The sequence below is a fragment of the Sphingomonas metalli genome, from assembly GCF_014641735.1.
GTDB classification, from domain to species: domain Bacteria; phylum Pseudomonadota; class Alphaproteobacteria; order Sphingomonadales; family Sphingomonadaceae; genus Sphingomonas; species Sphingomonas metalli.
Genome location: NZ_BMIH01000002.1, coordinates 799,060 through 820,555, shown reverse-complemented (window position 1 = coordinate 820,555; position 21,496 = coordinate 799,060). Strand labels below are relative to the sequence as shown.

The window sequence follows — 21,496 nt, the reverse complement described above, 5'->3', positions numbered from 1 at the left end:
GTCCGGGCGCGGCCGCCCGATCCGGCCGATGCGCCCGGCCGGGTAGTTTATGCGGAGGCGTGGCTGTCTTCGCCCGGCCGCTAGCCGTCGGGCACCTCGGCGAGCACGTCCTCGCCGGCGTGGCGGGATTCCTGCGCGAGCGCCATCACGGCGAGTGTCTCCGTCACGAGAGCCATCAGGGGCAGCAGCATCGGCCTGATGTCGAGCGCGAGCAGCGCGGTCACGCAGGCCAGGCTGGTCAGCGCGGCGGCGTTGCAGCGGCCGACGGCATGCGCGCGGGTCCAGTCGCGCTCGAGCAGGAACCAGGCGAGCGCGATCTGCCCCACCGCCAGCGCGAGCACCAGCAACGTCAGCGGCGGCGCGGCGCACCAGTTACCGGCGTTGAGCAGCGGCAGCCGCTCGCTGGTGCCTGTCACCAGCCCGCGCAGGCCCGCACGGCCGACGCCGAGATAGGGGAAGCCGTACCAGGCGCTCAGCAGCGAGACCGCCGCCGCTGGCAGGATGAAGCCGAACGCCAAGGCATGGGCGGCGAGTATGGCGCGTCCCTCGCGCTCGGCAGCGAGCGTCCGCCACGCGGCGAACAGGCAGCCGAGCGCGAAGGCCAGCGGGCGCCCGTCCTCGATCGCGGCGTCGAGTTCGCCTTCCATCGCCGCCGCCCATCCGCGCCTTCGGGAGCCGAGCGACCGAGCCGCCAGCGTCACGAGGATGCGGGACAGGGTGACGATCATGCCGGCAGTGCCTTGCTGTCCGGCATGTCCCGAGCCTCCGCGGCCGCCCTCGCCAGTGCAAGGCCGGCCGCCGTCAGACGATAGGCATGCCGTGCGGGCCGTCCGGGCTGCTCGGGCGCCCGCCACTCCGCCTCGACCAGCCCCTGATCGCTCATTCGCATCAGCAGCGGGTAGAGCGTGCCGGACAGGATCCCGGTCGACCTCATCAGATCGTAGCCGTGGCTCCACTCCGGCGCAGCGGCATGAAGCGCGCGAAGCAGCGCCAGCATCTGCTTGGACGGTCGCCGGTTACGAGCCATGAGCTCATACAACATATGTAGATTTAATGGTCAAGGGCGATGAGGCTCGTGCGCGGCGGCCGCGCGGCGGCCTTGCCTCCGATCGGGGAGGGGAACGGGTCCGGCACACCGCCCGTTGCGCCCTTTTCCATTCTGTTACCGGAACTTGCCTGTGACTGTTGCCGCTCCTGCGCGTGAATTGACGGCGCCTCTCGCACCCGCGCAGGATCTGGGCATCGGCGAGACGGCCGCGGCGCTGGCAGAGGCGCTGGCGGACGGCGACCTCGTCTTCGCGGCCGCCGACGAGGCGCGGGCGGCGGGAGTCGCGCAGGCGCTGGCCGCCGCCTGTCCGGACGCGGCGGTGCTTTATTGCCCCGGCAGCGATGCCCTGCCCGGTGACGATTCGCCCGCCTCTCCGGCGAATGTCGGCGCGCGGGTCGCCGCCCTGCGCCGGCTTCGGACGCTGCTGGGGCGCAAGGCGCGGCCCCGCATCGCGCTGGTCGTCACGGGCGAGGCGCTCGCCCGGACCTGTGCCGCGCCGGACGCCTTCGATGCCGAGCCGCCCTGCGTCGCCGCGGACGCGCCGGTCGATCTTTCCGCGCTCTTCGACCAGCTCGTCGCGATCGGCTATCTGGCGGACGAGCGGGTCGACGAGCCGGGGGAGGTCGCCCTGCGCGGCGCGGTGCTGGACGTGTTCCCGGCGGATGCCGAGCGGCCCTTGCGGATCGAGGCGAGCGAGGGCCGCGTCGCCCAGCTGCGCAGCTACGATCCCGTCACCCAGCTGACCGTCGCCGACGAGCGCCGCCGCGAGATCGGCCGCGTCGCCGAGCCGCCTGTCGAGGACGGCACGACCCTGCTCGACCATCTGCCCGGCGCCGCGCTGTCGATCACCCGGGGGGCGGAGGATCGCCGCCACCGCTTCCTCGCGCTTGCCGCCGACGCGGCGCGGCGCCGCCCCAGGCGCGCCGCGCGCGACATCGTCGATCCCTCCCGCTGGGACGAGGCGCTGGCCGGGCGGCGTCGGCTGGACCTCGCCCGCATCGGCACGCCGCCGCCCCGCTTCGTCGAGCGCCGCGCGCTCGCGCGCGCGCTGACGGCCGCCGTGCGCGAGGCCGCCGCCGCCGGGGAGCGGATCGTCCTCCTCGGGAGCGAGCGCGATCTCCGCTTCCTCGCCCGCCGCCTCGCCGCGATGCTCGGTCAGGCGGTGACGCCCGTCGCCAGCTGGGCCGCCGTGCGGGCCGGCGAGCCCGGCAGCGTCTCCGCCCTGGCCATGCCGGCCGAACGCGGCTTCCGGCGCGAGGGCGTGCTGGCGATTGCCGCGGCCGACCTGCTCGGCAGCCGTGCCGAGCGCGACGATGCGGCCCCCGGCAGCGGCGCGGCGGCCTCGTTCGGCCTGGGCGAGATCCGCATCGGCGACGTCGTCGTGCACGAGGATCATGGCATCGGCGTCGTCGCCGGGCTGGCCGCGATGCCGGCCGGCGACGCGGGCGATGGCGGCGAGGCGATCCAGCTGCGCTACGCCGGCGACACGCTGCGCCGCGTCCCCACCGCTGAGGCCGACCGGATCTGGCGCTACGGCGCGGATGCCGACGCCGTCACGCTCGACAAGCTCGACGGATCGAGCTGGCAGAAGCGCCGCGGCGAGATCGAGGCCGCGATCGCGCAGAGCGCCCGCGCCCTGACCGACCTCGCCGCCGAACGCGAGACCCGCACCGCGCCGGCGCTGGTCGCCGACACCGCCGCCTATGAGCGGTTCGCCGCCGGCTTCGCCTATACCGAGACCCCGGATCAGGCCCGCGCCATCGCGGCGGTGCGCGACGATCTCGCCGCCGGCAAGCCGATGGAGCGGCTGGTCGTCGGCGATGTCGGTTATGGCAAGACCGAGGTGGCGCTGCGGGCCGCGGCCATCGCGGCGCTCGCCGGCAGGCAGGTCGCGGTCGCGGCGCCGACCACGGTGCTCGCCCGCCAGCATATCGAGACCTTCGTGGCGCGGTTCGAGGGTACCGGCATCGCCGTCGCCGGCCTGTCGCGCCTGTCGACCCCGGCCGAGAAGAAGCGGGTCAAGGCCGGGCTGAAGGACGGCAGCATCGGCGTGGTGGTCGGCACCGCCGCGGTCGCGGGCAAGGACGTCGTCTATGCCGATCTGGGCCTGTCGATCATCGACGAGGAACAGCGCTTCGGCGCCGCCGACAAGGCGCGGCTGCGCGACCTCGGCGCCGGGCACGTGCTCACCCTGTCGGCGACGCCGATCCCGCGGACGCTCCAGCACGCGCTGGTCGGGTTGCAGCAGCTGTCCGTGATCGCGACGCCGCCCGCGCGCCGGCAGCCGATCCGCACCCAGGTCGGCGCGTTCGATCCGCAGGTGGTGCGGACCGCGCTGCTGCGCGAGAAGAGCCGCGGCGGCCAGAGCTTCGTGGTCGTGCCGCGGATCGAGGACATGGGTCCGGTCGGCGACCGGCTGCGCGCGCTCATCCCCGAACTCGCGCTGCTGGAAGCGCACGGCAAGATGCCGGCCGCCGAGATCGACAAGGCCATGGTCCGCTTCGGCGGCGGCGACGGCGACGTGCTGCTCGCGACCAATATCATCGAGGCGGGGCTGGACGTGCCCCGCGCCAACACGATGGTGATCTGGCGCGCGGATCGCTTCGGCCTCAGCCAGCTCCACCAGCTTCGCGGCCGGGTCGGGCGGGGCAGTCGGCGCGGCCAGGTGCTGTTGCTCACCGATCCCCAGCACGCGATCGCGCCGCGCACCCTGAAGCGGCTGCGAACCCTCGAGGCGTTCGACCGGCTGGGGGCCGGCTTCCAGATCGCCGGCCGCGACCTCGACCTGCGCGGTGCGGGCGACCTGCTCGGCGAGGCGCAGGCCGGGCACATGAAGCTGATCGGCGCCGACTTCTACCAGCATCTCCTCGAAAGCGCGGTGCGCGCCGCCCGCGGCCAGGATGTCGAGCGCTGGACGCCCGCGCTGCACCTCGGCGTCGAGGGGCGCCTGCCCGACGACTGGATCCCCGACGACGAGCTGCGCGTGACGCTCTACGCACGCCTCGCGCGGCTCGCCGACGGCTACGACATCGACGCCTTTGCCGGGGAGCTGGAGGATCGTTTCGGGGCACTGCCCGCGCCCGCCGCCGCGCTCGTGGCGCTGGCCCGCATCCGTGCCGATGCCCGCGCCGCCCGCATCGACAGGATCGATGCGGGTCCCGGCGCGATCGCCCTCACGCCGCGGCGCGACTTCGCGGGCGATGCGGCGGCGGCGGGGCTGGTCGAGAAGAACGGCCGCCTGCTGCTGCCCGAGCGGATCGAGGATCCGCTGTTGCGCGTCGACCGGGTGGCCGAGCTGGTCGCCGGCCTCGCCGCGAAGTGAGCGGACGCGCATCCGATCGCCGCGTCCGACGTTCACCCGGCGGACCGACCGGAAGGACAATGGAATGGCCATCTTCAACAAGGACATGATCGAGCTCGCGACCCGCAACGAGCTGTGGCAGAAGGAAGTCTATCGCGACGCCAAGGTGCAAGTGGTGCTGATGAGCATCCCGGCGGGCGAGGAAATCGGGTTCGAGACGCATCCCGCCGACCAGACCACCTTCATCGTCGCGGGCGATGCGCAGGTGACGATCGACGGCCACGGCACCAAGGCGGGGCCCAACCATATGGTGATCGTCCCCAAGGGATCGGAGCACAATATCGTCAACAAGGGCAGTGCCCCGCTCAAGCTCTTCTCGGTCTACGCGCCGCCGGCCGAGCCCGAGGGCGCGGCATTCCGCACCAAGGAAGAGGCAGAGGAGGCCGAGAAAGGCCTGCTCGGCAAGGCGGCCGACGCGATCAAGGGCGCGGTCGGCCATTGAGCCGCGGGTCGCGGCGCGGGCAGGCCCGTGCCGCGATCGCCGCCCGCCCCAGGCGGCGGGCGGTTCAGTCCTTTTCGGCCAGCACGTGCGCGACCAGCGCATTGGCGTGGCCATGGCCCAGCCCATGGTCCTGCTTGAGCATCGTCACCAGCGCCATGTGCTTTGCCGGCAGCCGCGCGCGGATCAGCGCCTGCCATTCGGCGATAGGACGGCCATAGGTCTTTTCGATTGAGGGGAAATAGGAGGCCGGGCCTTTGATGGGGGCATCGGTCACGATCGTCTCCTTCGATAGGGGGGAGTTGCAGCGGCCGGCGACCGCCCATTCCGTGCACGCGTCCCGCGTCGATCTTCAGGCTTTGCCGCCAAGATGTCGATATCGTTCGGCTTTCTGTGCCCGGACCCCAACATGCATCAGCGTCGGTACGGTTGAGAACAATGTCGGTCCCGCCCTAGATGCCCGGCCGTGCATCGATGCCCGCGCGCATCAAGGAGATCGAAATGGCCTACCCGATCCATCGCTTTCGGGCGCTGGCGGATCTGACCCCGCAGGAGGAGCAGGCGCTGCTGGCCCTCGGCAATCCGGAATCGCTGCGGCGTCGCGGCGAGACCTTCCAGCGCGAAGGCGAGCCGACCAAGGGCTTCCACCTTCTGATCAGCGGCTGGGTCGCCTCGTCGCTCACGCTGCGCAACGGCAACCGCCTGATCCAGAAGCTGCACCTGCCGGGCGACATGCTGGGCACGCCGAGCATGGTGCTGCCGACCTCGGCCGACACGCTGACCGCGTTGACCGAGGCGGTCACGGCCTTCGTTCCCTTTGCGCGCTATGGTGCGCTGTTCGCGGCGGAGCCGCGCCTTGCGGCGCTGTTCACCATGGCCATCCAGATGGAGCGGCTGGCACTGATGGACGTGCTGGCGGTGACCGGCAACGCCTCCGCCAAGGAACAGCTGGCGCGGCTCCTCCTCGACCTGCACGCGCGGCTGATGCCGATCGGCCTGGTCCGCGACGACACGTTCGACCTGCCGATCACGCAGGAGGTGATCGGCGACCTGCTCGGCCTGACGGGAGTGCATGTGAACCGCACGATCCGCAGCCTGGAGGAGGCGTGGCTGATCGCGCGCGAGGGGGCGCAGGGGCACCGGGTGCGGCTGCTCGACCTCGACGGACTGCGGCAGCTGTCGCCGCTCAAGGCGCGCCAGCCGAGCTTCCAGCCCGAGTGGCTGCCCGCCGCGCGATAGAGCTGGGTGACCTCACATTGCCCCGTTCGTGCTGAGCGACGTCAAAGCTCGGTCAGGTCTCAGGCCCTTCGACTGCGCTCAGGGCGAACGGTCGGGCGCGCGTCAAAGCGAGATCATCTTGCTCCAGCCCGCAGGCACGACGTCGTGGCGCGGCGCCGGAGCCGCCTGACCGCCTTGGCCGGCGCGGGGGCGACGGGCCGGGAAGGCGTGATCGGCCTCCGGCGACCGTCGGCAGGGCGTGGGGTTGTGCGGGCAAGCCGCTGAAAAGGATGCAGCTTCAGCCACCGGACGGGCTATGATCGGATCGGGACGACGGCCGGCGCATCGCGTCGGCCGGCCTGCGTCCCGGTGTACCCGCGTACCATCATCACGAGGGAGACAGGCCATGCCGTATATCAGCACGACCGACGGAACCGAGATCTTCTACAAGGACTGGGGGCCGCGCGATGCGCCGGTCATCCATTTCCACCATGGCTGGCCGCTCAGCGCCGACGACTGGGACGCGCAGATGATGTTCTTCCTGGGGGAAGGCTATCGCGTGGTGGCGCACGACCGGCGCGGTCATGGCCGCTCCTCCCAGTCGGCGGGCGGGCACGACATGGACAGCTATGTCGCCGACGTGATCGCGCTGACCGACGCGCTCGACCATCGCGATGCGGTCCATGTCGGTCATTCGACCGGCGGGGGCGAGGTGGCGCGCTATGTCGCCCGCGCCAGGCCGGGCCGGGTCGCCAAGGCGGTGCTGGTCAGCGCCGTCGCACCGATCATGGTCCGTACCGATGCCAATCCCGACGGGGTGCGGATCGCGGTGTTCGACGACGTCCGCCATCAGACCGCCACCAACCGCGCGCAATTCTTCTACGACTTCACCCTGCCCTTCTTCGGCTATAATCGCGACGGCGCCGAGGTGAAGGAAGGGGTCCGCCGCAACTGGTGGCGGCAGGGCATGCAGGGCAGCGTGCTGGCGCACACGCTGGGCATCAAGGCCTTTTCCGAGACCGACTTCACCGAGGACCTGAAGGCGATCGCCGTGCCGACGCTGGTGATGCACGGCGAGGACGACCAGGTCGTGCCCTTCGCCACGACGGGCAAGGTCTCGGCGACGATCGTCCGGGACGCGGTGCTGAAATCCTATCCGGGCTATCCGCACGGCATGCCGACGACCCATGCCGACCGGATCAACGCCGACCTCCTCGCCTTCATCCGCGGCTGAGCCGCGCCCGCCATGGCTCGCCGCCCTGCGCCATGGCGGGATATCGGCGGCTCCAGCCTGATCATCGCTCCATGACAGGGCGGCGGGGCGCGCCGGCGAAAACTGGATGATGCAAATCAAGTTGCTGTAAATACATGGTTTTCTTCGGAAACTTGGGTCCGGGCCGCCGTTAACCACGCCGCGGGTCCAAGGCCCGTCCTTTGCACAGGGAGGGTTTCCATCATGGTTCGAACGATCGGGCGCGCGGCACTTGCCGCGGCCATGGCTTGCGCCTGCCCCGCGGCGGCGAATGCGGCGACCTTCGTCGCCGATCTGGCACCGTCGCGCGGCGAGACGCCGCTCGGCCGGGTGACGGTCGATTACGATGCCGGTGCCAGCACCATCCGCTTCCGCATCACCGCCGCGGCCGGCGCGCTGGCCGCGGGCGACCACCAGCTCCACCTCCACGCCAATTATGCGGGCAACCTCAATATCGGCGATCCGCTCACCCAGCAGGTCCAGGCCCTCGCCCCGGCGCTGAGCGACGATCGCGACGGCGACGGCGTGATCGAGGTGTTCGAAGCGGCGCCGGTGATCGGCGAATCCTGGTGGACGATCGCCACCGTCGCCTCGGCGGCGGACGGCTCGCTCGATTTCGACAGCGGCGTGCTGGCGCTGGGACCGGGCATGATCTTCCTGCCCGATCCGATCGAGATCGGCTCGCCCGGCGTCAGCGGTCCGGACGACATCGACAACCCCTATAATGTCGACAATATCGGCTTCTACCGCTCGGCGCTGGACCGGTTCGACCTGCTCGCCTTCGACATTCACGGCGCGCTCGATCCGGTCGGGATCGGGGCGGCGCCGGGCGAGGTCGACGGATCGGACGGCTTCGAATCGCTGCGCCCCGCGCTGGCCGGTTCGTTCGCGACTGCGGTGCCCGAGCCCGGCACCTGGGCGATGATGCTGCTCGGCTTCGGCATGGTCGGCGCGGCGGCGCGCTATCGCCGTCGCAAGCTCGCGATCAGCTATTGATCGGCGCCCGCTGATCGGGGTCCGCCCTTTCCGCCGCGCGGGAAGGGTGGACCCCGGTCCCGGCGGGAAATCCAATTCCGATTCAAGTTGATGACAAAGGGCGCCGGGCGTCGGAGAGAGGCGGCGTGAGCGTGCGCCGTCACTTCGCGATCATCGCCCCGCCGGTGCCCGGACACCTCAACCCGTTGCAGGTGCTGGGCGGCGCGCTCGTCCGCCAGGGGCACCGCGCCACCATCGTCCACATCCCCGAATGCGCGCGCTACGTGACCGCGCCCGATATCGGCTTCGCGCCTTTGGCCGATGGCCCGCAGCCGTCGCTGGCGCCCTATCTCGACCGGCTCGCCGCGCCGACCGGGCTGGGCGGGCTGACCCGGATGATCGCGGCGACCGCGCGGATGACCGAGCGGCTGCTCGATGCCGCGCCCGCCACGCTCGAGCGGATCGGTGCGGATGCGGTGATCGCCGACGCGGCCGAGCCCGCCGGCCCGCTCGTCGCGCAGCGCCTGCGCCTGCCCCATGTCGTCAGCGTCACGGGCCTGCCGCTGCTGGCCGAGGCGGAGGTGCCGCCCCCGTTTCTCGGCTGGCGCTATCGTTCGGGGCCGCTGGGTCGGTTCCGCAACCGCGGGGGCTATGGCGTGTCGGCGGTGCTGATGCGCCCGATCGACCGGGTGCTGCGCGAGCGCCGGCGCCTCTGGCGGATCGCGGACGCGGGCGAGGATGCGTTGGCGCAGGTTGCGCAATGCCCCGCCGCGCTCGACTATCCCCGCCGCGCGCTGCCGGCCCGTTTCTTCTACGGCGGCCCGTGGCGCGCGGTCCCGCCGGCCGGTGCGGCGCTGCCGGTCGACGGCCGGCCGCTGGTCTTCTGCTCGCTCGGGTCGCTCCAGGGCGGGCGCAAGGCGGTGTTCGCCACCATGGCGCGCGCCTGTGCGCGGATCGGGGCGCGGGCGGTGATCGCGCATGGCGGGGGACTGACCCCGGCGGACGAGGCCGCGCTGCCGGGCGACCCGCTGGTCGCCGCCTTCTGGCCGCAGGAGACGGTGCTGCCGCAGTGCGCCGCCGCGGTGCTGCATGGCGGGTTCAACACGGTGCTCGACGCGCTGGGCGCCGGTCTGCCGATCGTCGCCGTCCCGATCGCTTTCGAGCAGCCGGGCACCGCGGCGCGGCTGGCGCGGATCGGCGCGGCGGAGGTGATCGCGCCGCGCCGCCTGACCCCGGCGCGGCTGGCCGCCGTGCTGCGGCGGGTGCTCGACCAGCCGTCCTATCGGGAGGCGGCCGGGCACGTCGCGGCCGAGATGGCCAAGGCGGGCGGGGCGGAGGCCGCCGCCGCCCGGATCAGCGCCGCGCTGGCGCCTCTGCCCTGATCCGCGGCAGCTGCCACCAGGGGGTGGCGGGGCTGAGATGATGTTCGTGGTGATAGGCGCCGAAATGGAAGCAGGTCACCAGCGAGGTCAGGCGCGACCAGTCGTTGCTGCGCGCCCGGTGACCGTCGACGAAGCCCGTGTCGTGGTGGCGGTGCGGCAGATAGGTGCCGAAGACGAACAGCTGCGCCAGCGCGAGGAGCGCCGGCACCGCCCAGAACAGGATGATGTTCGGCAACGTCGCGCCGAGCAGCAGATAGACGATCGCCGCCAGCGTGATCCGCAGGATCTGCGCATGGGTGTAATAGCCGGTGAAGAAGCGGACGAACCAGGGCAGGGCGCGCCGCGGTTCGGCGGGATGGAAATCGGGATCCTCCGCCGTGCCGGGCGCGCGGTGATGTTCATGGTGCTTGGGCAGCAGGTGCCGATAGGAGAGCCCGGCATAGGCGGCGAGGCACAGCGCGCCGACCAGGCGGTTCAGCCGCGGCCGCCCCGGCGCGAACGAGCCGTGCATGCAGTCGTGCGCGATAATGAACAACCCGGTGCTCAGCCAGGCCTGGACGAGGATCAGCAGCGCGGCGAGCGGCGCGGTCGGCAGCGACCAGCGCCAGCCGAAGATCGCGCCGAAATGGATGCCGAGCCACGCCGTCCCGATCGCCGCAGCGAGGGCGAGGCTGGCGCGCGTCTGGCGGGCGCCCGCGCGGGCCGGGACCGCGGGGCGGCGCGCGGCGGCGGGATGGATCCCGTCAGTCCCAGCCATGGATCGCCTCCGATGCCGCTACCCGGCCGGCCCCGCCGGCGACAGGTGCCGGCAGCGGCCGCGCCGGAAGGTTGCGCGTGGGCCCGCGCATAGCAAACATGCCCAGCCAAGTCTCGGACGATACGATGAAAAGCGCGGCGGGAGCCATGGCGATCCCGGCCAGCACGTCGACCCCGTAATGGCCCCCGAACACGGGCGTGGCGAGGATCGTCAGCGCCGCCCAGACCGGCGCGATGACCCGCAGCCAAGGCACGTCGCGCAGCCCCCAGGCGAGGATCAGCGGCAGCGCGGCATGATAGCTGGGGAAGGTGACGATGCCCCACAATTGGGTCAGGTCGATGCTGCGCTGGCTGCCGTCGCGCAGCCCCGCGATCAGGTCGCGCTCCAGCCATGCGACCGAGGGCCACAGCGCCGAATAGCGATCCGGATCGAAGACATTGCCCATGGCGGGGATCGCGCCGGAGATCAGGATCGTCGCCATGCCGCAGGCGATCGCGGCGGTGACGGTGGTCTGCAACGCGGCGTTGCGGCTGGTGGCGCTCAGCACCACGATGCAGACGACCATCTGCACGGGCAGGCTGTGATAGGCGATGCCGCCGATCCAGAGCAGCGCGCCCGAGCGGTCCGCCGCGGCGAACACCGCCGGCCAGTCGAACCAGAGCTGGCGGTCGAGCCGCGCCAGCGCCCCGTCCCACAGGGCGCCGCCCCGCGCCGCCAAAGCATAGGAGAGGACGACGCCGATCAGGGTAAAGAGCGTCATCAGCAGCAAGGCGCCCGCTCCCGCCCGCAGCCGCGGCCGGTCGGTGACCGCGCCGACGATCGCTGCGCCGGCGAGGAGCAGCACCGCCCCGGCCGGCAGCGCGGGATGGACGAAGCGGAAGCCGAGGCGCGCACAGGCGAGCAGCGTACACAGCGTCAACGTCGCGATCAGCGCCCAGGCCGGGGCGAAGCGTTCTGCCGTCTGGGTGCTGCATACCATGTCCGATGAACGCCGCCGGGACGGGGCGGTGCCGCGCCACGGTCAAATTCCGGAGTCGCCGACATGCGATGAACCCAAGCTAAGACAAGGCGTTATGGTAACCGCCTCATTAAGCAATTCGCAGGTCCTATGCTGTACGCCATGCTCGGTTGCGCGCTGCTCGTCGCGCTGTTCGTCCATCAGCATCAGCGCGTCCAGCGGGCCGGGCGGCGCGGGCGCGAGGCCATGATCCTGCGCCCCGTCCGGGTCCAGCGGCGGACCCGGCCGATCCCCGCCAAGCTCTATCGACACGCCCCCGACTGGACCCGGGTCGAGGCCTATGACATGGCCGAACGGCTGATCGACTGACGCGGCCTCAGCGCCGGCGTCTCGCCCGCGCCCTGGCCGGGGTCGGCGCGGCTTTGGCCGGTGCCGAGAAGCCGAGTTCGATGAGGTTGGCGACCCGGACGTCGCGCGCCGGTGCGGTCCGCGCGCCGAGCACCACCACGACCATCCGTCGCCCCCGCCGCACGGCCGAGGCGACCAGATTGTAGCCGGCGGGCACCGTATAGCCGGTCTTCATCCCGTCGACCCCGCGCACCGTGCCGAGCAGCCGGTTATGGTTGGGCCGCGTCTGCCCGCGCCAGCGGATCGACCGGGTGGCGAACAGCCGGTAGCGGGCCGGGTGGCTGCGGACGATGTAGCGGGCGAGCGTGGCCATGTCGCGCGCGGTCGTCATCCCGCCGGCCGGAGCGAGGCCGGTCGCATTGGCGAAGCGGGTATGCGCCATGCCGAGCTGCCGCGCACGCCGGTTCATCTGCGCGACGAAGCGCGGCTCGCTGCCCGCGATCCGCTCCGCCAGCATGACCGCGACATCGTTGGCGGAGATCACCGCGACGCTGCGCATCGCCTCCTGCAGGCCCATCCGGCGTCCCGGCGCCAGGCCCAGCTTCGATGGCGCCTGCGCCGCGGCGTGGCGGCTCATCCGCAGCTGCTCGCCCGCGCGCAGCGTGCCCCTGTCGAGCGCCTCGAAGGCGAGGAGCAGCGTCATCAGCTTGGTGAGCGAGGCGGGCGGGCGCACCCGGTCCGCCGCTGCGGTGTCGAGGACGCGGCCGCTGCCCGCGTCGATTACGATCTCCGACACGGGGGCGGCCGCCTGCGCGGCGGCGGGCAGGGCGAGCGCCGCGGCCGCGATCAGGCGCAGCACGGGGGCGGGCAAGAGTCGGCGGGCGGGCATCGCGGGCGCCTTAGCGGGGTCCAGCTGAACCGCAGATAGCCTGTCCGTTCGCGGTCAGTGGTCGCTCGCCTTCGCCGCGCCGATCCCGGTCTCGCTCCGCACCCGCTGGGCGAGATAGCCCGCCCGGTCCACCGCCGCCCGGCCGCTCCGGTCGAGCCGCGAGACGAGCCAGATCGTCAGGAACGCCGCCGGCATCGAGAAGAGCGCGGGCGAGCCATAGGGAAAGACGGGTGCGGCATGGCCCAGCACCGTCACCCAGATCGCCGGCGACAGGATGGTCAGGCCGAGTGCCAGCACCAGCCCCACCGCGCCCCCCGCGACCACGCCGCGCGTCGTGCAGCCCGGCCAGAGCAGCGACAGGAGCAGCACCGGGAAATTGGCCGAGGCAGCGAGCGCGAAGGCGAGCGAGACCATGAAGGCGACATTCTGCTTCTCGAACAGGATGCCGAGCCCGATCGCGACGATCGCAAGGACCAGCACGGTGATGCGCGACACGCGCAGCTCCGCCGCCTGGTCGCTCCGCCCCCGCCGCCACACGCTGGCATAGAGATCGTGGCTGACCGCCGAGGCCCCCGACAGGGTCAGCCCCGCCACCACCGCGAGGATGGTGGCGAAGGCGACCGCCGAGACGAAGCCGAGGAACAGGTCGCCGCCCACCGCATGCGCCAGATGCACCGCCGCCATGTTGCCGCCGCCGCGCAGCGCGCCGTCCGCATCGAGGTAGAAGGCGTCGGTCCCCACCAGCACGATCGCGCCGAAGCCGATGACGAAGGTGAGGAGGTAGAAATAGCCGATCCATCCCGTCGCCCACAGGACCGAAGTGCGCGCCGCCCGCGCATCGGGCACGGTGAAGAAGCGCATCAGGATATGCGGCAGCCCGGCGGTGCCGAACATCAGCGCCAGGCCCAGCGACAGGGCGGAGACGGGATCCTTGATGAACCCGCCCGGCCCCATGATCGCGCGGCCCGCGGCGGCGGCCTGGTCGGCGGCCATGCCCTTGGCGGCCGCCGCGGCGGTCTTCGCCTCGATCGCGCGGGCGAACAGCGCCTCGGGCGAGAAGCCGAAGCGCCACAGCACGGCCGCGGCCATGAAGCTCGCCGCGCCGAGCAGCAGCACCGCCTTGACGATCTGCACCCAGGTGGTCGCGAGCATCCCGCCGAACAGGACGTAGAGCGTCATCATCACGCCGACGATCGCCACGGCATAGGGATAGGGCAGGCCGAACAGCAGCCGGATCAGCTGCCCCGCGCCGACCATCTGCGCGATCAGGTAGAAGAGCACCACCATCAGCGTCGAGATCGCGGCGAGGGTGCGCACCGGCGTCTGCGCGAAGCGGAAGGAGGCGACATCGGCGAAGGTGTAGCGGCCCAGGTTGCGCAGCCGCTCGGCCATCAGGAACAGCACGATCGGCCAGCCGACGAGGAAGCCGATCGAATAGATGAGGCCGTCATAGCCGTCGGCGAAGATCTGCGCCGAGATGCCGAGGAACGAGGCGGCCGACATGAAGTCGCCGGCAATGGCGAGGCCGTTCTGGAAGCCGGTGATGCCGCCGCCCGCGGCGTAGAAATCGGCCGCGGTGCGCGTGCGCCGGGCCGCCCAGCGGGTGATGCCGAGCGTCAGCAGCACGAAGGCGGCGAACATCGCGAGTGCGGGCCATCCGGTGCCGCCGCTCATGCCCGCTCCTCCGCGACGATCGCGGCGACCTCGGCATCGAACTCGCGATTGGCGCGGCGGACGTAGAGGCCGGTGAGGAGGATGGCGAGCAGGATGACGCCGAGGCCCAGCGGAATGCCCACCGATGTCGCGCCGCCTGCGACCGGCCGCGCGAGCAGCGGCTTGTCGAAGGCGACGAGCAGGATGTAGCCGAGATAGGCGACGAGCATGATCCCGGTGAACACCGCCCCCAGCCGCCCGCGCCGCCGGACCAGCCGGCGATAGCGCGGATCGTCGGCCAGCCGCTCAAGCCTGATGCTGTCCGCCTGACGCTCCATCCGGTCCTCCCCCTTGATTTCGCGGGGATCATAGGCGGCGCGGGGGACTTGGCCAGCGGATTTGGCGGGGACTGCTCCCCTTCCTTCCGTCATCCCGGCGAAGGCCGGGATCTTCCCGTGATCGCGCGGGGCAGGAGCCGCGAAATGCCCCAGCCTGCGCTGGGGCAACGATTCTGGGTCAGCGGATCAGGCGACTGCATGGTTCCGGGGTCCGGCTTCCGGCCCGTATGGGACCTCATGCCAAGCTCCCCTCGACACCCCGGACCCGTTCCGGGGTCCACCGCGCCGCGGGAGCAGAAGCCGGGTCGTGTGCGGACCCGTAGATGCCGGAACCGGTCCGGCATGACCGAGTGCAGCACCGCGAAGGACTGAAGCAATGTTCCAGGAATGTTCCACGTGGAACATTCTCCAACAGCGCTCACACCCCTCGCGCGGCACTCCCGCCGGCGCAGCGCCGGATCGCGGCGGAGAGGACAGCCGGTGCGCTGGGCTTGGGGCAGATCTTCGCCTGCGGATAGCGGTTGCGCAACTCCATCTCGTCGGCATGGCCGGAGTGGAAGATCAGCGGCACGCCATGCGCATAGAGCCGGTCCGCCGCCGGGAAGACCGTGCCGTCCGCGAGCCGCACGTCGAGCAGGGCCGCGACCAGCCCGCGGGCGCCATGCCGGTCGATCGCATCCTGCGCCTCTTCGAGGGTCATGCACGGCCCCTCGACGCAATAGCCCGCCTCCTCGATCGTAGCCTGGAGGTCCAATGCGATGAAGAGCTCGTCCTCGACCAGCAGCACCGTCTCAGCCATCGGCGAGCACGCTCCGCGGCAGCGTGACCGCGAGGCGGAACAGCCGGTCGTCGACCTGGCGCGACACGCTGCCCCGCATCTGGCGGACGCTGGTATCGACGAGGACGGACCCGAACCCCTGTTTGGCGGAAGGCTCCGCGCTCACCGCCGTCCGTTCCTCATCCCACGCGATCTCCAGCCCCTGATCGGTGACGTGCCAGCTGACCGACAGCTTGCAGGCCCCCTCGCTGCCCAGCGCCCCGTATTTCACCGAGTTGGTGGCCCATTCGTGCAGCATCAGGGCGAGGGGAGACAGGCAGCTGCGATCCAGTGCAACATTCGGACCCGCGATCTGGATCCGTGCATGGTCGCGATAGGGGTCGATCGTCGCCTCGACGATCTCGGCCAGCCCGATCGCCTGGGGCTGGCCGGCGGGCGAGGCCAGCGAATGCGCCCGGCCGAGCGCGGCGATGCGGTTGCGCACGTCGTCGGCGAAGCGGCGCACGTCGGTGTGGCTGCGCGCGGCGATGGTGATGATGCCGGAGATCACCGCGAAGAGGTTCTTCACCCTGTGGTTCATCTCGCGCAGCATCAGGTCGCGCGTTTCGGCCAGCGCATATTCGGGCGTGACGTCGATCGACACGCCGACGAGGCGCGGCGGCACGCTGCCGGCGACGACCCGGCCGAAGCCCTTCACCCAGCGGGTGCCGCCCTGATCGAGGCGGACGCGGAAGGTCGCCTCGTAATCGCCGTCGCCCTCGATCGCGCGGCGCAGCGCCTCCTCCACCGTGGATCGGTCCTCGGCGACGATCCGGTCCATCAGCGGATCGATCCGCGCCGCGGCGGCCGCCTCGACGTCGAACAGGTCGCGGCCGGTGCCGTCGAGCATCGTCTCGCCGCTGTGCGGGCAATATTCCCACACGCCGATCCCCGCCGCCTTGATCGCGAGGTCGAGCCGCTCGCGTTCGGAGGCGAGCTGGCGTTCGAGCGCCAGCGCCTCGGTGATCTCGGTCAGCACCAGGGTCGCGCCGTCGACCTTGCCGGTCTGGGTCCGATAGGGGAGGACGCGCAGCGAATAGACGTGCGCGCCGTCCTGCGTCGTCACGCGGCGCTGCGTTCCGGGACCGCCGGCCGCGACCGCACGGGCATCTTCCATATGCTCGGAATCGCGCAGCCGGCTGGCGACGTCGGTCAGCGGCCGGCCGCGATCGGCGGGCTTGAGCGGGAAGATCGCGGTCGCGGCGTCGGTATAGCTGCGCACCCGCAATTCGGCGTCGAGCACCACCACCGCCAGATCGGTCGATTCGTAGAAGTTGCGCAGGTCGGAATTGGCGACCGTCAGCTGGTCGACCTTGCTCTTCAGCTCGTCGTTGACCGTGGACAGCTCCTCGTTGGTCGACTGGAGCTCCTCGTTCATCGACATCATTTCTTCGTTGGAGCTCTTCAGCTCCTCGTTCGCGGTCTCCAGTTCCTCGATCGCCGAGCGCAGGCGGTGGCGGGTGAGGCGCAACTCGTCCTCCAGCGCCTCCAGATGATCGCCGCCCGATTCGAGATCGCGCAGCTCGCCCTCGTCGGCGGGGCTGAACGGCCCGATGTCGCGGAAGACGAACAGCAGCGTGCCGTCGCCCAGCGGATCGCAGATCACCTCGATCGGCTGGGTGCCGTAATCGGTCTCCACCTCGACATCGCGGGCGATGACGCGACGGCGCTCGTCGCGCGTCTGGCGCAGCAGCGGGCCGATGATGTTGCGCAGCCCCGGCCGGGCGAGGTTCACCGCGCTGCTGCCGCCGGTCCGGGTGACGGGAAACTCGAAATAGCGGCTCAGCTTGCCATAGGCGGAGATGATGCCGCCGTCCTGATCGACGATCAGGCTGGGCGGCGCATAGCGCTCCACCATCCGCCGGATCGCCAGCCCCTCGCTCTGGAGCGATGGGCCGTCGCCGCGTCCGTCGCGCTCGCGCCGGGGCAGGCGCTGGCGGGTGCTGCCGGGCAGGTCGATCGGATAGTTGGGCGCGCCCGGCGCGCGCTCGAACAGGCGGGCGTGCTGGTCGATCGGCAGGAAAAGATGCTCGAAGCGGCCGACGCTCTCCGACGGGCCGAGGAACAGATAGCCGCCCGGCTTCAGCGCATAATGGAGCAGCGGCAGCACCGATTGCTGGAGCCGGTCGTCGAAATAGATCAGCAGGTTGCGGCACGACACCAGATCGATCCGCGAGAAGGGCGGATCCTTGACCAGGCTGTGGTTGGAGAAGCGGATCAGGTCGCGGATCGGGCCGGCGATCGTGAACCGCTCGGCATGCGGCACCGTATAGCGTTCGCGCATCGCCGCCGGCAGGTCGGCGAGCGCGGCGGCCGGATAGACGCCCTCGCGCGCGATCTGGAGCATCTGCTCGTCGATATCGGTCGCGAAGATCTGGACGGCGACCGGCTGGCCGCTGGTCCGCGCCGCCTCCGCGAAGAGCATCGCGATCGAATAGGCCTCCTCGCCGCTCGAACAGCCCGGGATCCAGATCCGAAGATCCTCGTCCGGCGTCCGGTCGCGCAGCAACGGCTCGATCACGCGGGTGCGCAACGTCTCGAAGGCGTCGCTGTCGCGGAAGAAGCGGGTGACGTTGATGAGGAGGTCGCGGAACAGCGCCTCGCATTCGTCGCCGTCGCTGCGGATGCGGGCGAGATAGGCGCGGCCGGTCTCGATGCCGAGCACGTGCATCCGCCGTTCGACCCGGCGCACCAGCGTCGAGCGCTTGTAGCCCGAAAAGTCGTGGCCGATCGCGGTGCGCAGCACCCGGCACAGATCGTCGACATGGTCGGCGACGACGTCCGCCTCCGCCTCGCCGCCGTCCTGGGCGCGCCGCTGGAAGAAGGCGCGGAGGCAGTCGAGGATCTCGCCGGCGGGCTTGATGAAGTCGATCAGCCCGGTGCCGACCGCGGAGAGCGGCATCCCGTCATAGCGCGCGCTTTCGGGCTGCTGGACGACGCAGACGCCGCCATTCTCCTTGATCGCGCGCAGCCCGGTCGTGCCGTCGGCGCCGGTGCCCGACAGGATGACGCAGGCGGCATTGGACTGCTGGTCGCCGGCGAGCGACAGGAAGAAATCGTCGATCGGCCGGCGCAGCCCGCGTGGCTGCTGGAAGTCGGTGAGCTCCAGCACGCCCTCGCGGATGGCGAGGCCGCGGCCGGGCGGGATGATGTAGACGGTGTCCGCCTCGATCCGCTCGCCGCCCGCGCATTGCAGCACCTCGAGCGTGGTGTTGCGGTCGAGCAGCTGGGCCAGCATGCTCTCGTGATTGGGATCGAGATGCTGGACGACGACGAAGGCGAGGCCGGTCGGCACCCGCGCCGGGGCCAGCATCTCGCGCAGGGCCTCCAGCCCCCCCGCCGACGCACCGATGCCGACGATCGGCGTCGTCACGGCGGCCTGAGGCGACGGGGACGGGGCGGCGGCCCCGACGCGGTCATGCATGGGCGACCGGTCCGTCCAGATCGGCCAGCATCATCTTCGCCTGGGCGATGGTGGCGGCGGTGTTGGCGATGGTCAGCAGCGTCCCCTCGACGACGATCCCCGCCTCGCCCGCGACCGGCGTCAGGTTGCCCAGCGTGCGGCGCAGCGCCGCGTCATAGTCGGCGAGCAGTTCGGGCTGCGAGCGGCTGACGTCGAACTGCGAGGCGAAGATGTAGCGCGCCTCGCCGTCGAGCGTGCGCAGTCGCGACATGTAGAGGAGGTTGACGAATGGCTCGCCATTCTTGCGGAAGTTGATGATCGGCGTGCGCACATTGGGCTGGCGATCGCGCGACAGGAATTCGTGGATGCGGGCGCGGGGCTCGACATTGGGCGCGTCGCGCTGGAGCATCCGGCAATTCTGCCCGACCACGTCCTCGGCCGTATAGCCGGTCAGGGCGGTGAACGCCCCGTTGACCATGAGCAGCGGATTGTCGTCCTCGGCGGACGCGATCGCCAGCGCTACCCGCGACTGCGTCAGATATTCGCTCAGTTGCGACGATAGCTCCGGTACCAGGGTCATCGATTCTCCAGGGCGACGGGGATTAGGCACATAGGTGAACGGCGACAAGGTGCCCGACCGGACCAACCGGGCATAGAGTACCTCTGGATCAATCTTCTAGGCTATCGCCGCCAGCGCCACATCCGCTTTGTCGGCAGCGGATCCGGGGAATCTGTTCCGCTGCCGGACAAAGCCGGTGCCGATCGGTGCGGTAGCGGCCTTTTCGGAGCTCGATCAGCTCCCTAAATCCTGATCCATGATGGAATCGAGCGATGTGCGGCGGCTGATCTATGCCAGCCGCGCCGTCGGGGCGAATGCGGTGCACGATCACGAACTGATCCTTGCCCAGTCGCGCCGCAACAACGGCCTGGACGGGATCAGCGGCATCCTGTCGATCCGCGACGACCAGTATCTCCAGCTGATCGAGGGGCCGGCGGACAGCGTCGGCATGGCGTTCGAGCGGATCGCGCGCGATCCCCGCCATACCGACATCCGCCTGCTCGACGACCGGATGGTCGAGGAGCGGCAGTTCGGCGACTGGTCGATGGCGAGCCTGCCGGGGGATCATCCCGAAGACGCGGCCGCCCGGCTGCGCTGGCTGCTGCGCAATGCCGACCCGGAGGTCGCCAGCTTCTTCCTCTGATCCGGGTCGGTCAGACCAGCGCGTTGCGGCGGATCAGCTCCCTGTACCAGAGCGCGCTGAGCTTGGGCGTGCGCTTCTGGGTGGCGAAGTCGACATGGTGGATGCCGAACCGCTTGCCATAGCCGTCGGCCCATTCGAAATTGTCCATCAGGCTCCACAGGAAATAGCCGTTCAGCGGATAGCCCTCGCTGGCGGCGCGGCGGAACTGGCCCAGATAGTTGCGCAGGTACATGATGCGATCGGAGTCATCGACGCGGCCGGCCGCGTTGAGCACGTCGTCGGCGGAGCAGCCATTTTCCGAGATATAGATCGCCTTGGGGTTCCACAGCTCGCTGACCGTGCGCACGCCCCAATAGCCCGCTTCCGGACCGACATAGAGCCAGGGCGAGGCCATGCGCGGCGACGAGGCGAGGTGCGGCAGCTGCGCATAGCCGCCGGGCGCGGACGCATCCGCCTTGACGAAGGTCGGCGTGTAGATGTTGAGCGCCACGAAATCGAGCGGGCTGCCGATCGCCGCCATGTCGCCCGCCTGCACCTTGGGCGCCGCGGCGCCGGCCGCTTCGAGGTAGCTGTCGATATAGCGCCCCTCCATCACCGCGGTCAGGAACATCGCATTCTCGTTGCGCATCGCCGCCTTGGCCGCGGCGATATGTTCGGGCGTCTCGATCGCGGGAACGTAGATGTTGGCATTGTCGGCGATCCCGACCCTGGCACCGCCCCTCGCATGCGCGCGGATCGCCTGGACGCCGAGCCCGTGCGCCAGCACGCCATGGTGGCGCACCTGGTTGGCGGCAGCGGGATCGAGCTTCAGGCCGGGCGCATGGATGCCCTGCACATGCCCCAGATCGGTGAAGCAGCGCAGCTCGTTGACGGTCATGAACTGATGGACGCGATCGGACAGCTTGCCCGCCATAAAGCCGGCATAATCGGCAAAGGCCTTGGCGGTGTCGCGATTCTGCCAGCCGCCGGGCAGCGCCTGGGGCAGGTCCCAGTGGAACAGGGTGACATAGGGCGTGATCCCCGCCGCCAGCAGCGCGTCGACCACGCGGTCGTAATAGGCGACGCCTTTCGGATTGGGCTTGCCCCGCCCCTCGGGAAAGATGCGCGACCAGGCGATCGACATGCGATAGGCGCCGACCCCCAGCCCCTTGAGCAGCGCGACATCCTCGGCATAGCGGTGGTAGCTGTCGCAGGCGACGTCGCCGGTGTCGCCGTTCGCGACCCGGCCGGGCGTGTGCGAGAAGGTGTCCCAGATCGACGGTCCGCGCCCGTCCTCGCGCACCGCGCCCTCGATCTGGTAGCTGGCAGTGGCGCAGCCCCAGACGAAGCCGTTCGGGAAGCGCTGGTCCTGCGGCACGCCGGCCGCCTGCGCCACGCCCGCCACCATGCCGGTGCCGCCGGCCGCCAGGGCACCGCCCGCGGCCATGCCGGTCTTCAGGAAATCGCGCCGGTCCAT

Annotated in this window: 20 protein-coding genes; 8 read left to right on the top strand and 12 right to left on the bottom strand. The window is 70.9% G+C overall.

Annotation, left to right across the window (positions count from 1 at the left end):
• Positions 1-80: 80 nt before the first annotated feature.
• Complete coding sequence (locus IEX18_RS09870) at positions 81-728, bottom strand: hypothetical protein (RefSeq protein ID WP_188658566.1); 648 nt, start codon at positions 726-728, stop codon at positions 81-83.
• Positions 725-997 (bottom strand): PadR family transcriptional regulator, encoded by a 273-nt coding sequence (locus IEX18_RS09865; RefSeq protein WP_188658686.1) that lies wholly within the window; start codon positions 995-997, stop codon positions 725-727. The genes IEX18_RS09870 and IEX18_RS09865 overlap by 4 nt, the downstream gene beginning before the upstream one ends.
• Positions 998-1,205: 208 nt before the next feature.
• On the opposite strand from IEX18_RS09865, the gene IEX18_RS09860 reads away from it, so the two are divergent.
• Together IEX18_RS09860 and IEX18_RS09855 are read left to right on the top strand one after the other, a co-directional pair.
• Positions 1,206-4,370, top strand: a complete 3,165-nt coding sequence (locus IEX18_RS09860) for a TRCF domain-containing protein (protein ID WP_229664486.1) — start codon at positions 1,206-1,208, stop codon at positions 4,368-4,370.
• Positions 4,371-4,434: 64 nt separating this feature from the next.
• Entirely contained in the window at positions 4,435-4,851 is a 417-nt protein-coding gene (locus IEX18_RS09855) for a cupin domain-containing protein (protein ID WP_188658565.1), read from the top strand.
• Positions 4,852-4,915: 64 nt separating this feature from the next.
• On the opposite strand, the gene IEX18_RS09850 is transcribed toward IEX18_RS09855, so the two are convergent.
• Positions 4,916-5,125: a DUF4287 domain-containing protein gene (locus IEX18_RS09850; RefSeq protein ID WP_188658564.1), complete on the bottom strand. Its 210-nt coding sequence runs from the start codon at positions 5,123-5,125 to the stop codon at positions 4,916-4,918.
• A 224-nt stretch (positions 5,126-5,349) separates the two neighbouring features.
• Here IEX18_RS09850 and IEX18_RS09845 point away from each other — a divergent pair, with 224 nt between their 5' ends.
• From IEX18_RS09845 to IEX18_RS09830, 4 genes are all read left to right on the top strand, one after another.
• Complete coding sequence (locus IEX18_RS09845; RefSeq protein ID WP_188658563.1) at positions 5,350-6,087, top strand: Crp/Fnr family transcriptional regulator; 738 nt, start codon at positions 5,350-5,352, stop codon at positions 6,085-6,087.
• A gap of 385 nt (positions 6,088-6,472) precedes the next feature.
• On the top strand, positions 6,473-7,300 hold the full coding sequence (locus IEX18_RS09840) for an alpha/beta fold hydrolase (protein ID WP_188658562.1): 828 nt from the start codon (positions 6,473-6,475) through the stop codon (positions 7,298-7,300).
• A 222-nt stretch (positions 7,301-7,522) separates the two neighbouring features.
• The gene (locus IEX18_RS18610) at positions 7,523-8,314 is read left to right on the top strand and encodes a PEPxxWA-CTERM sorting domain-containing protein (protein ID WP_229664485.1); all 792 of its coding nucleotides are present in this window, start codon (positions 7,523-7,525) and stop codon (positions 8,312-8,314) included.
• A gap of 125 nt (positions 8,315-8,439) precedes the next feature.
• On the top strand, positions 8,440-9,675 hold the full coding sequence (locus IEX18_RS09830; protein WP_229664484.1) for a glycosyltransferase: 1,236 nt from the start codon (positions 8,440-8,442) through the stop codon (positions 9,673-9,675).
• Here IEX18_RS09830 and IEX18_RS09825 read toward each other — a convergent pair.
• Positions 9,647-10,432, bottom strand: a complete 786-nt coding sequence (locus IEX18_RS09825) for a fatty acid desaturase (RefSeq protein WP_188658561.1) — start codon at positions 10,430-10,432, stop codon at positions 9,647-9,649. The genes IEX18_RS09830 and IEX18_RS09825 overlap by 29 nt on opposite strands.
• Positions 10,419-11,411, bottom strand: coding sequence for a phosphatase PAP2 family protein (locus IEX18_RS09820; RefSeq protein WP_188658560.1), 993 nt, complete (start codon positions 11,409-11,411; stop codon positions 10,419-10,421). Before IEX18_RS09820 ends, IEX18_RS09825 begins: the two co-directional genes overlap by 14 nt.
• A gap of 129 nt (positions 11,412-11,540) precedes the next feature.
• Here IEX18_RS09820 and IEX18_RS09815 point away from each other — a divergent pair, with 129 nt between their 5' ends.
• Entirely contained in the window at positions 11,541-11,759 is a 219-nt protein-coding gene (locus IEX18_RS09815) for a hypothetical protein (RefSeq protein ID WP_188658559.1), read from the top strand.
• A gap of 7 nt (positions 11,760-11,766) precedes the next feature.
• Here the strand turns inward: IEX18_RS09815 and IEX18_RS09810 are convergent, their stop codons facing one another.
• The 6 genes from IEX18_RS09810 to IEX18_RS09785 form a co-directional block, all read right to left on the bottom strand.
• Positions 11,767-12,627 (bottom strand): D-alanyl-D-alanine carboxypeptidase family protein, encoded by an 861-nt coding sequence (locus tag IEX18_RS09810; protein ID WP_188658558.1) that lies wholly within the window; start codon positions 12,625-12,627, stop codon positions 11,767-11,769.
• Positions 12,628-12,681: 54 nt separating this feature from the next.
• Positions 12,682-14,301: a cation acetate symporter gene (locus IEX18_RS09805; RefSeq protein WP_188658557.1), complete on the bottom strand. Its 1,620-nt coding sequence runs from the start codon at positions 14,299-14,301 to the stop codon at positions 12,682-12,684.
• Positions 14,298-14,618, bottom strand: coding sequence for a DUF485 domain-containing protein (locus IEX18_RS09800; protein ID WP_188658556.1), 321 nt, complete (start codon positions 14,616-14,618; stop codon positions 14,298-14,300). The genes IEX18_RS09805 and IEX18_RS09800 overlap by 4 nt, the downstream gene beginning before the upstream one ends.
• A 418-nt stretch (positions 14,619-15,036) precedes the next feature.
• Positions 15,037-15,417 carry a response regulator gene (locus tag IEX18_RS09795; RefSeq protein WP_188658555.1) on the bottom strand — a complete coding sequence of 127 codons (381 nt, stop codon included), beginning with the start codon at positions 15,415-15,417 and terminating at the stop codon, positions 15,037-15,039.
• Positions 15,410-18,859: a CheR family methyltransferase gene (locus IEX18_RS09790; RefSeq protein ID WP_188658554.1), complete on the bottom strand. Its 3,450-nt coding sequence runs from the start codon at positions 18,857-18,859 to the stop codon at positions 15,410-15,412. The genes IEX18_RS09795 and IEX18_RS09790 overlap by 8 nt, the downstream gene beginning before the upstream one ends.
• Positions 18,852-19,418, bottom strand: a complete 567-nt coding sequence (locus IEX18_RS09785; protein ID WP_188658553.1) for a PAS domain-containing protein — start codon at positions 19,416-19,418, stop codon at positions 18,852-18,854. The genes IEX18_RS09790 and IEX18_RS09785 overlap by 8 nt, the downstream gene beginning before the upstream one ends.
• Before the next feature lie 235 nt (positions 19,419-19,653).
• Here IEX18_RS09785 and IEX18_RS09780 point away from each other — a divergent pair, with 235 nt between their 5' ends.
• Positions 19,654-20,040, top strand: coding sequence for a BLUF domain-containing protein (locus IEX18_RS09780; protein ID WP_188658552.1), 387 nt, complete (start codon positions 19,654-19,656; stop codon positions 20,038-20,040).
• A 10-nt stretch (positions 20,041-20,050) separates the two neighbouring features.
• On the opposite strand, the gene IEX18_RS09775 is transcribed toward IEX18_RS09780, so the two are convergent.
• Positions 20,051-21,496 (bottom strand): GH1 family beta-glucosidase, encoded by a 1,446-nt coding sequence (locus IEX18_RS09775; RefSeq protein ID WP_188658551.1) that lies wholly within the window; start codon positions 21,494-21,496, stop codon positions 20,051-20,053.

Coding starts and splice junctions, on each gene's coding strand:
- IEX18_RS09795 (WP_188658555.1), bottom strand. CDS start 15,417: ATGGCTGAGACGGTGCTGCTGGTCGAGGACGAGCTCTTCATCGCATTG.
- IEX18_RS09870 (WP_188658566.1), bottom strand. CDS start 728: ATGATCGTCACCCTGTCCCGCATCCTCGTGACGCTGGCGGCTCGGTCG.
- IEX18_RS09790 (WP_188658554.1), bottom strand. CDS start 18,859: ATGCATGACCGCGTCGGGGCCGCCGCCCCGTCCCCGTCGCCTCAGGCC.
- IEX18_RS09855 (WP_188658565.1), top strand. CDS start 4,435: ATGGCCATCTTCAACAAGGACATGATCGAGCTCGCGACCCGCAACGAG.
- IEX18_RS09840 (WP_188658562.1), top strand. CDS start 6,473: ATGCCGTATATCAGCACGACCGACGGAACCGAGATCTTCTACAAGGAC.
- IEX18_RS18610 (WP_229664485.1), top strand. CDS start 7,523: ATGGTTCGAACGATCGGGCGCGCGGCACTTGCCGCGGCCATGGCTTGC.
- IEX18_RS09780 (WP_188658552.1), top strand. CDS start 19,654: ATGATGGAATCGAGCGATGTGCGGCGGCTGATCTATGCCAGCCGCGCC.
- IEX18_RS09810 (WP_188658558.1), bottom strand. CDS start 12,627: ATGCCCGCCCGCCGACTCTTGCCCGCCCCCGTGCTGCGCCTGATCGCG.
- IEX18_RS09825 (WP_188658561.1), bottom strand. CDS start 10,432: ATGGCTGGGACTGACGGGATCCATCCCGCCGCCGCGCGCCGCCCCGCG.
- IEX18_RS09800 (WP_188658556.1), bottom strand. CDS start 14,618: ATGGAGCGTCAGGCGGACAGCATCAGGCTTGAGCGGCTGGCCGACGAT.
- IEX18_RS09865 (WP_188658686.1), bottom strand. CDS start 997: ATGCTGGCGCTGCTTCGCGCGCTTCATGCCGCTGCGCCGGAGTGGAGC.
- IEX18_RS09820 (WP_188658560.1), bottom strand. CDS start 11,411: ATGGTATGCAGCACCCAGACGGCAGAACGCTTCGCCCCGGCCTGGGCG.
- IEX18_RS09805 (WP_188658557.1), bottom strand. CDS start 14,301: ATGAGCGGCGGCACCGGATGGCCCGCACTCGCGATGTTCGCCGCCTTC.
- IEX18_RS09815 (WP_188658559.1), top strand. CDS start 11,541: ATGCTGTACGCCATGCTCGGTTGCGCGCTGCTCGTCGCGCTGTTCGTC.
- IEX18_RS09845 (WP_188658563.1), top strand. CDS start 5,350: ATGGCCTACCCGATCCATCGCTTTCGGGCGCTGGCGGATCTGACCCCG.
- IEX18_RS09785 (WP_188658553.1), bottom strand. CDS start 19,418: ATGACCCTGGTACCGGAGCTATCGTCGCAACTGAGCGAATATCTGACG.
- IEX18_RS09775 (WP_188658551.1), bottom strand. CDS start 21,496: ATGGACCGGCGCGATTTCCTGAAGACCGGCATGGCCGCGGGCGGTGCC.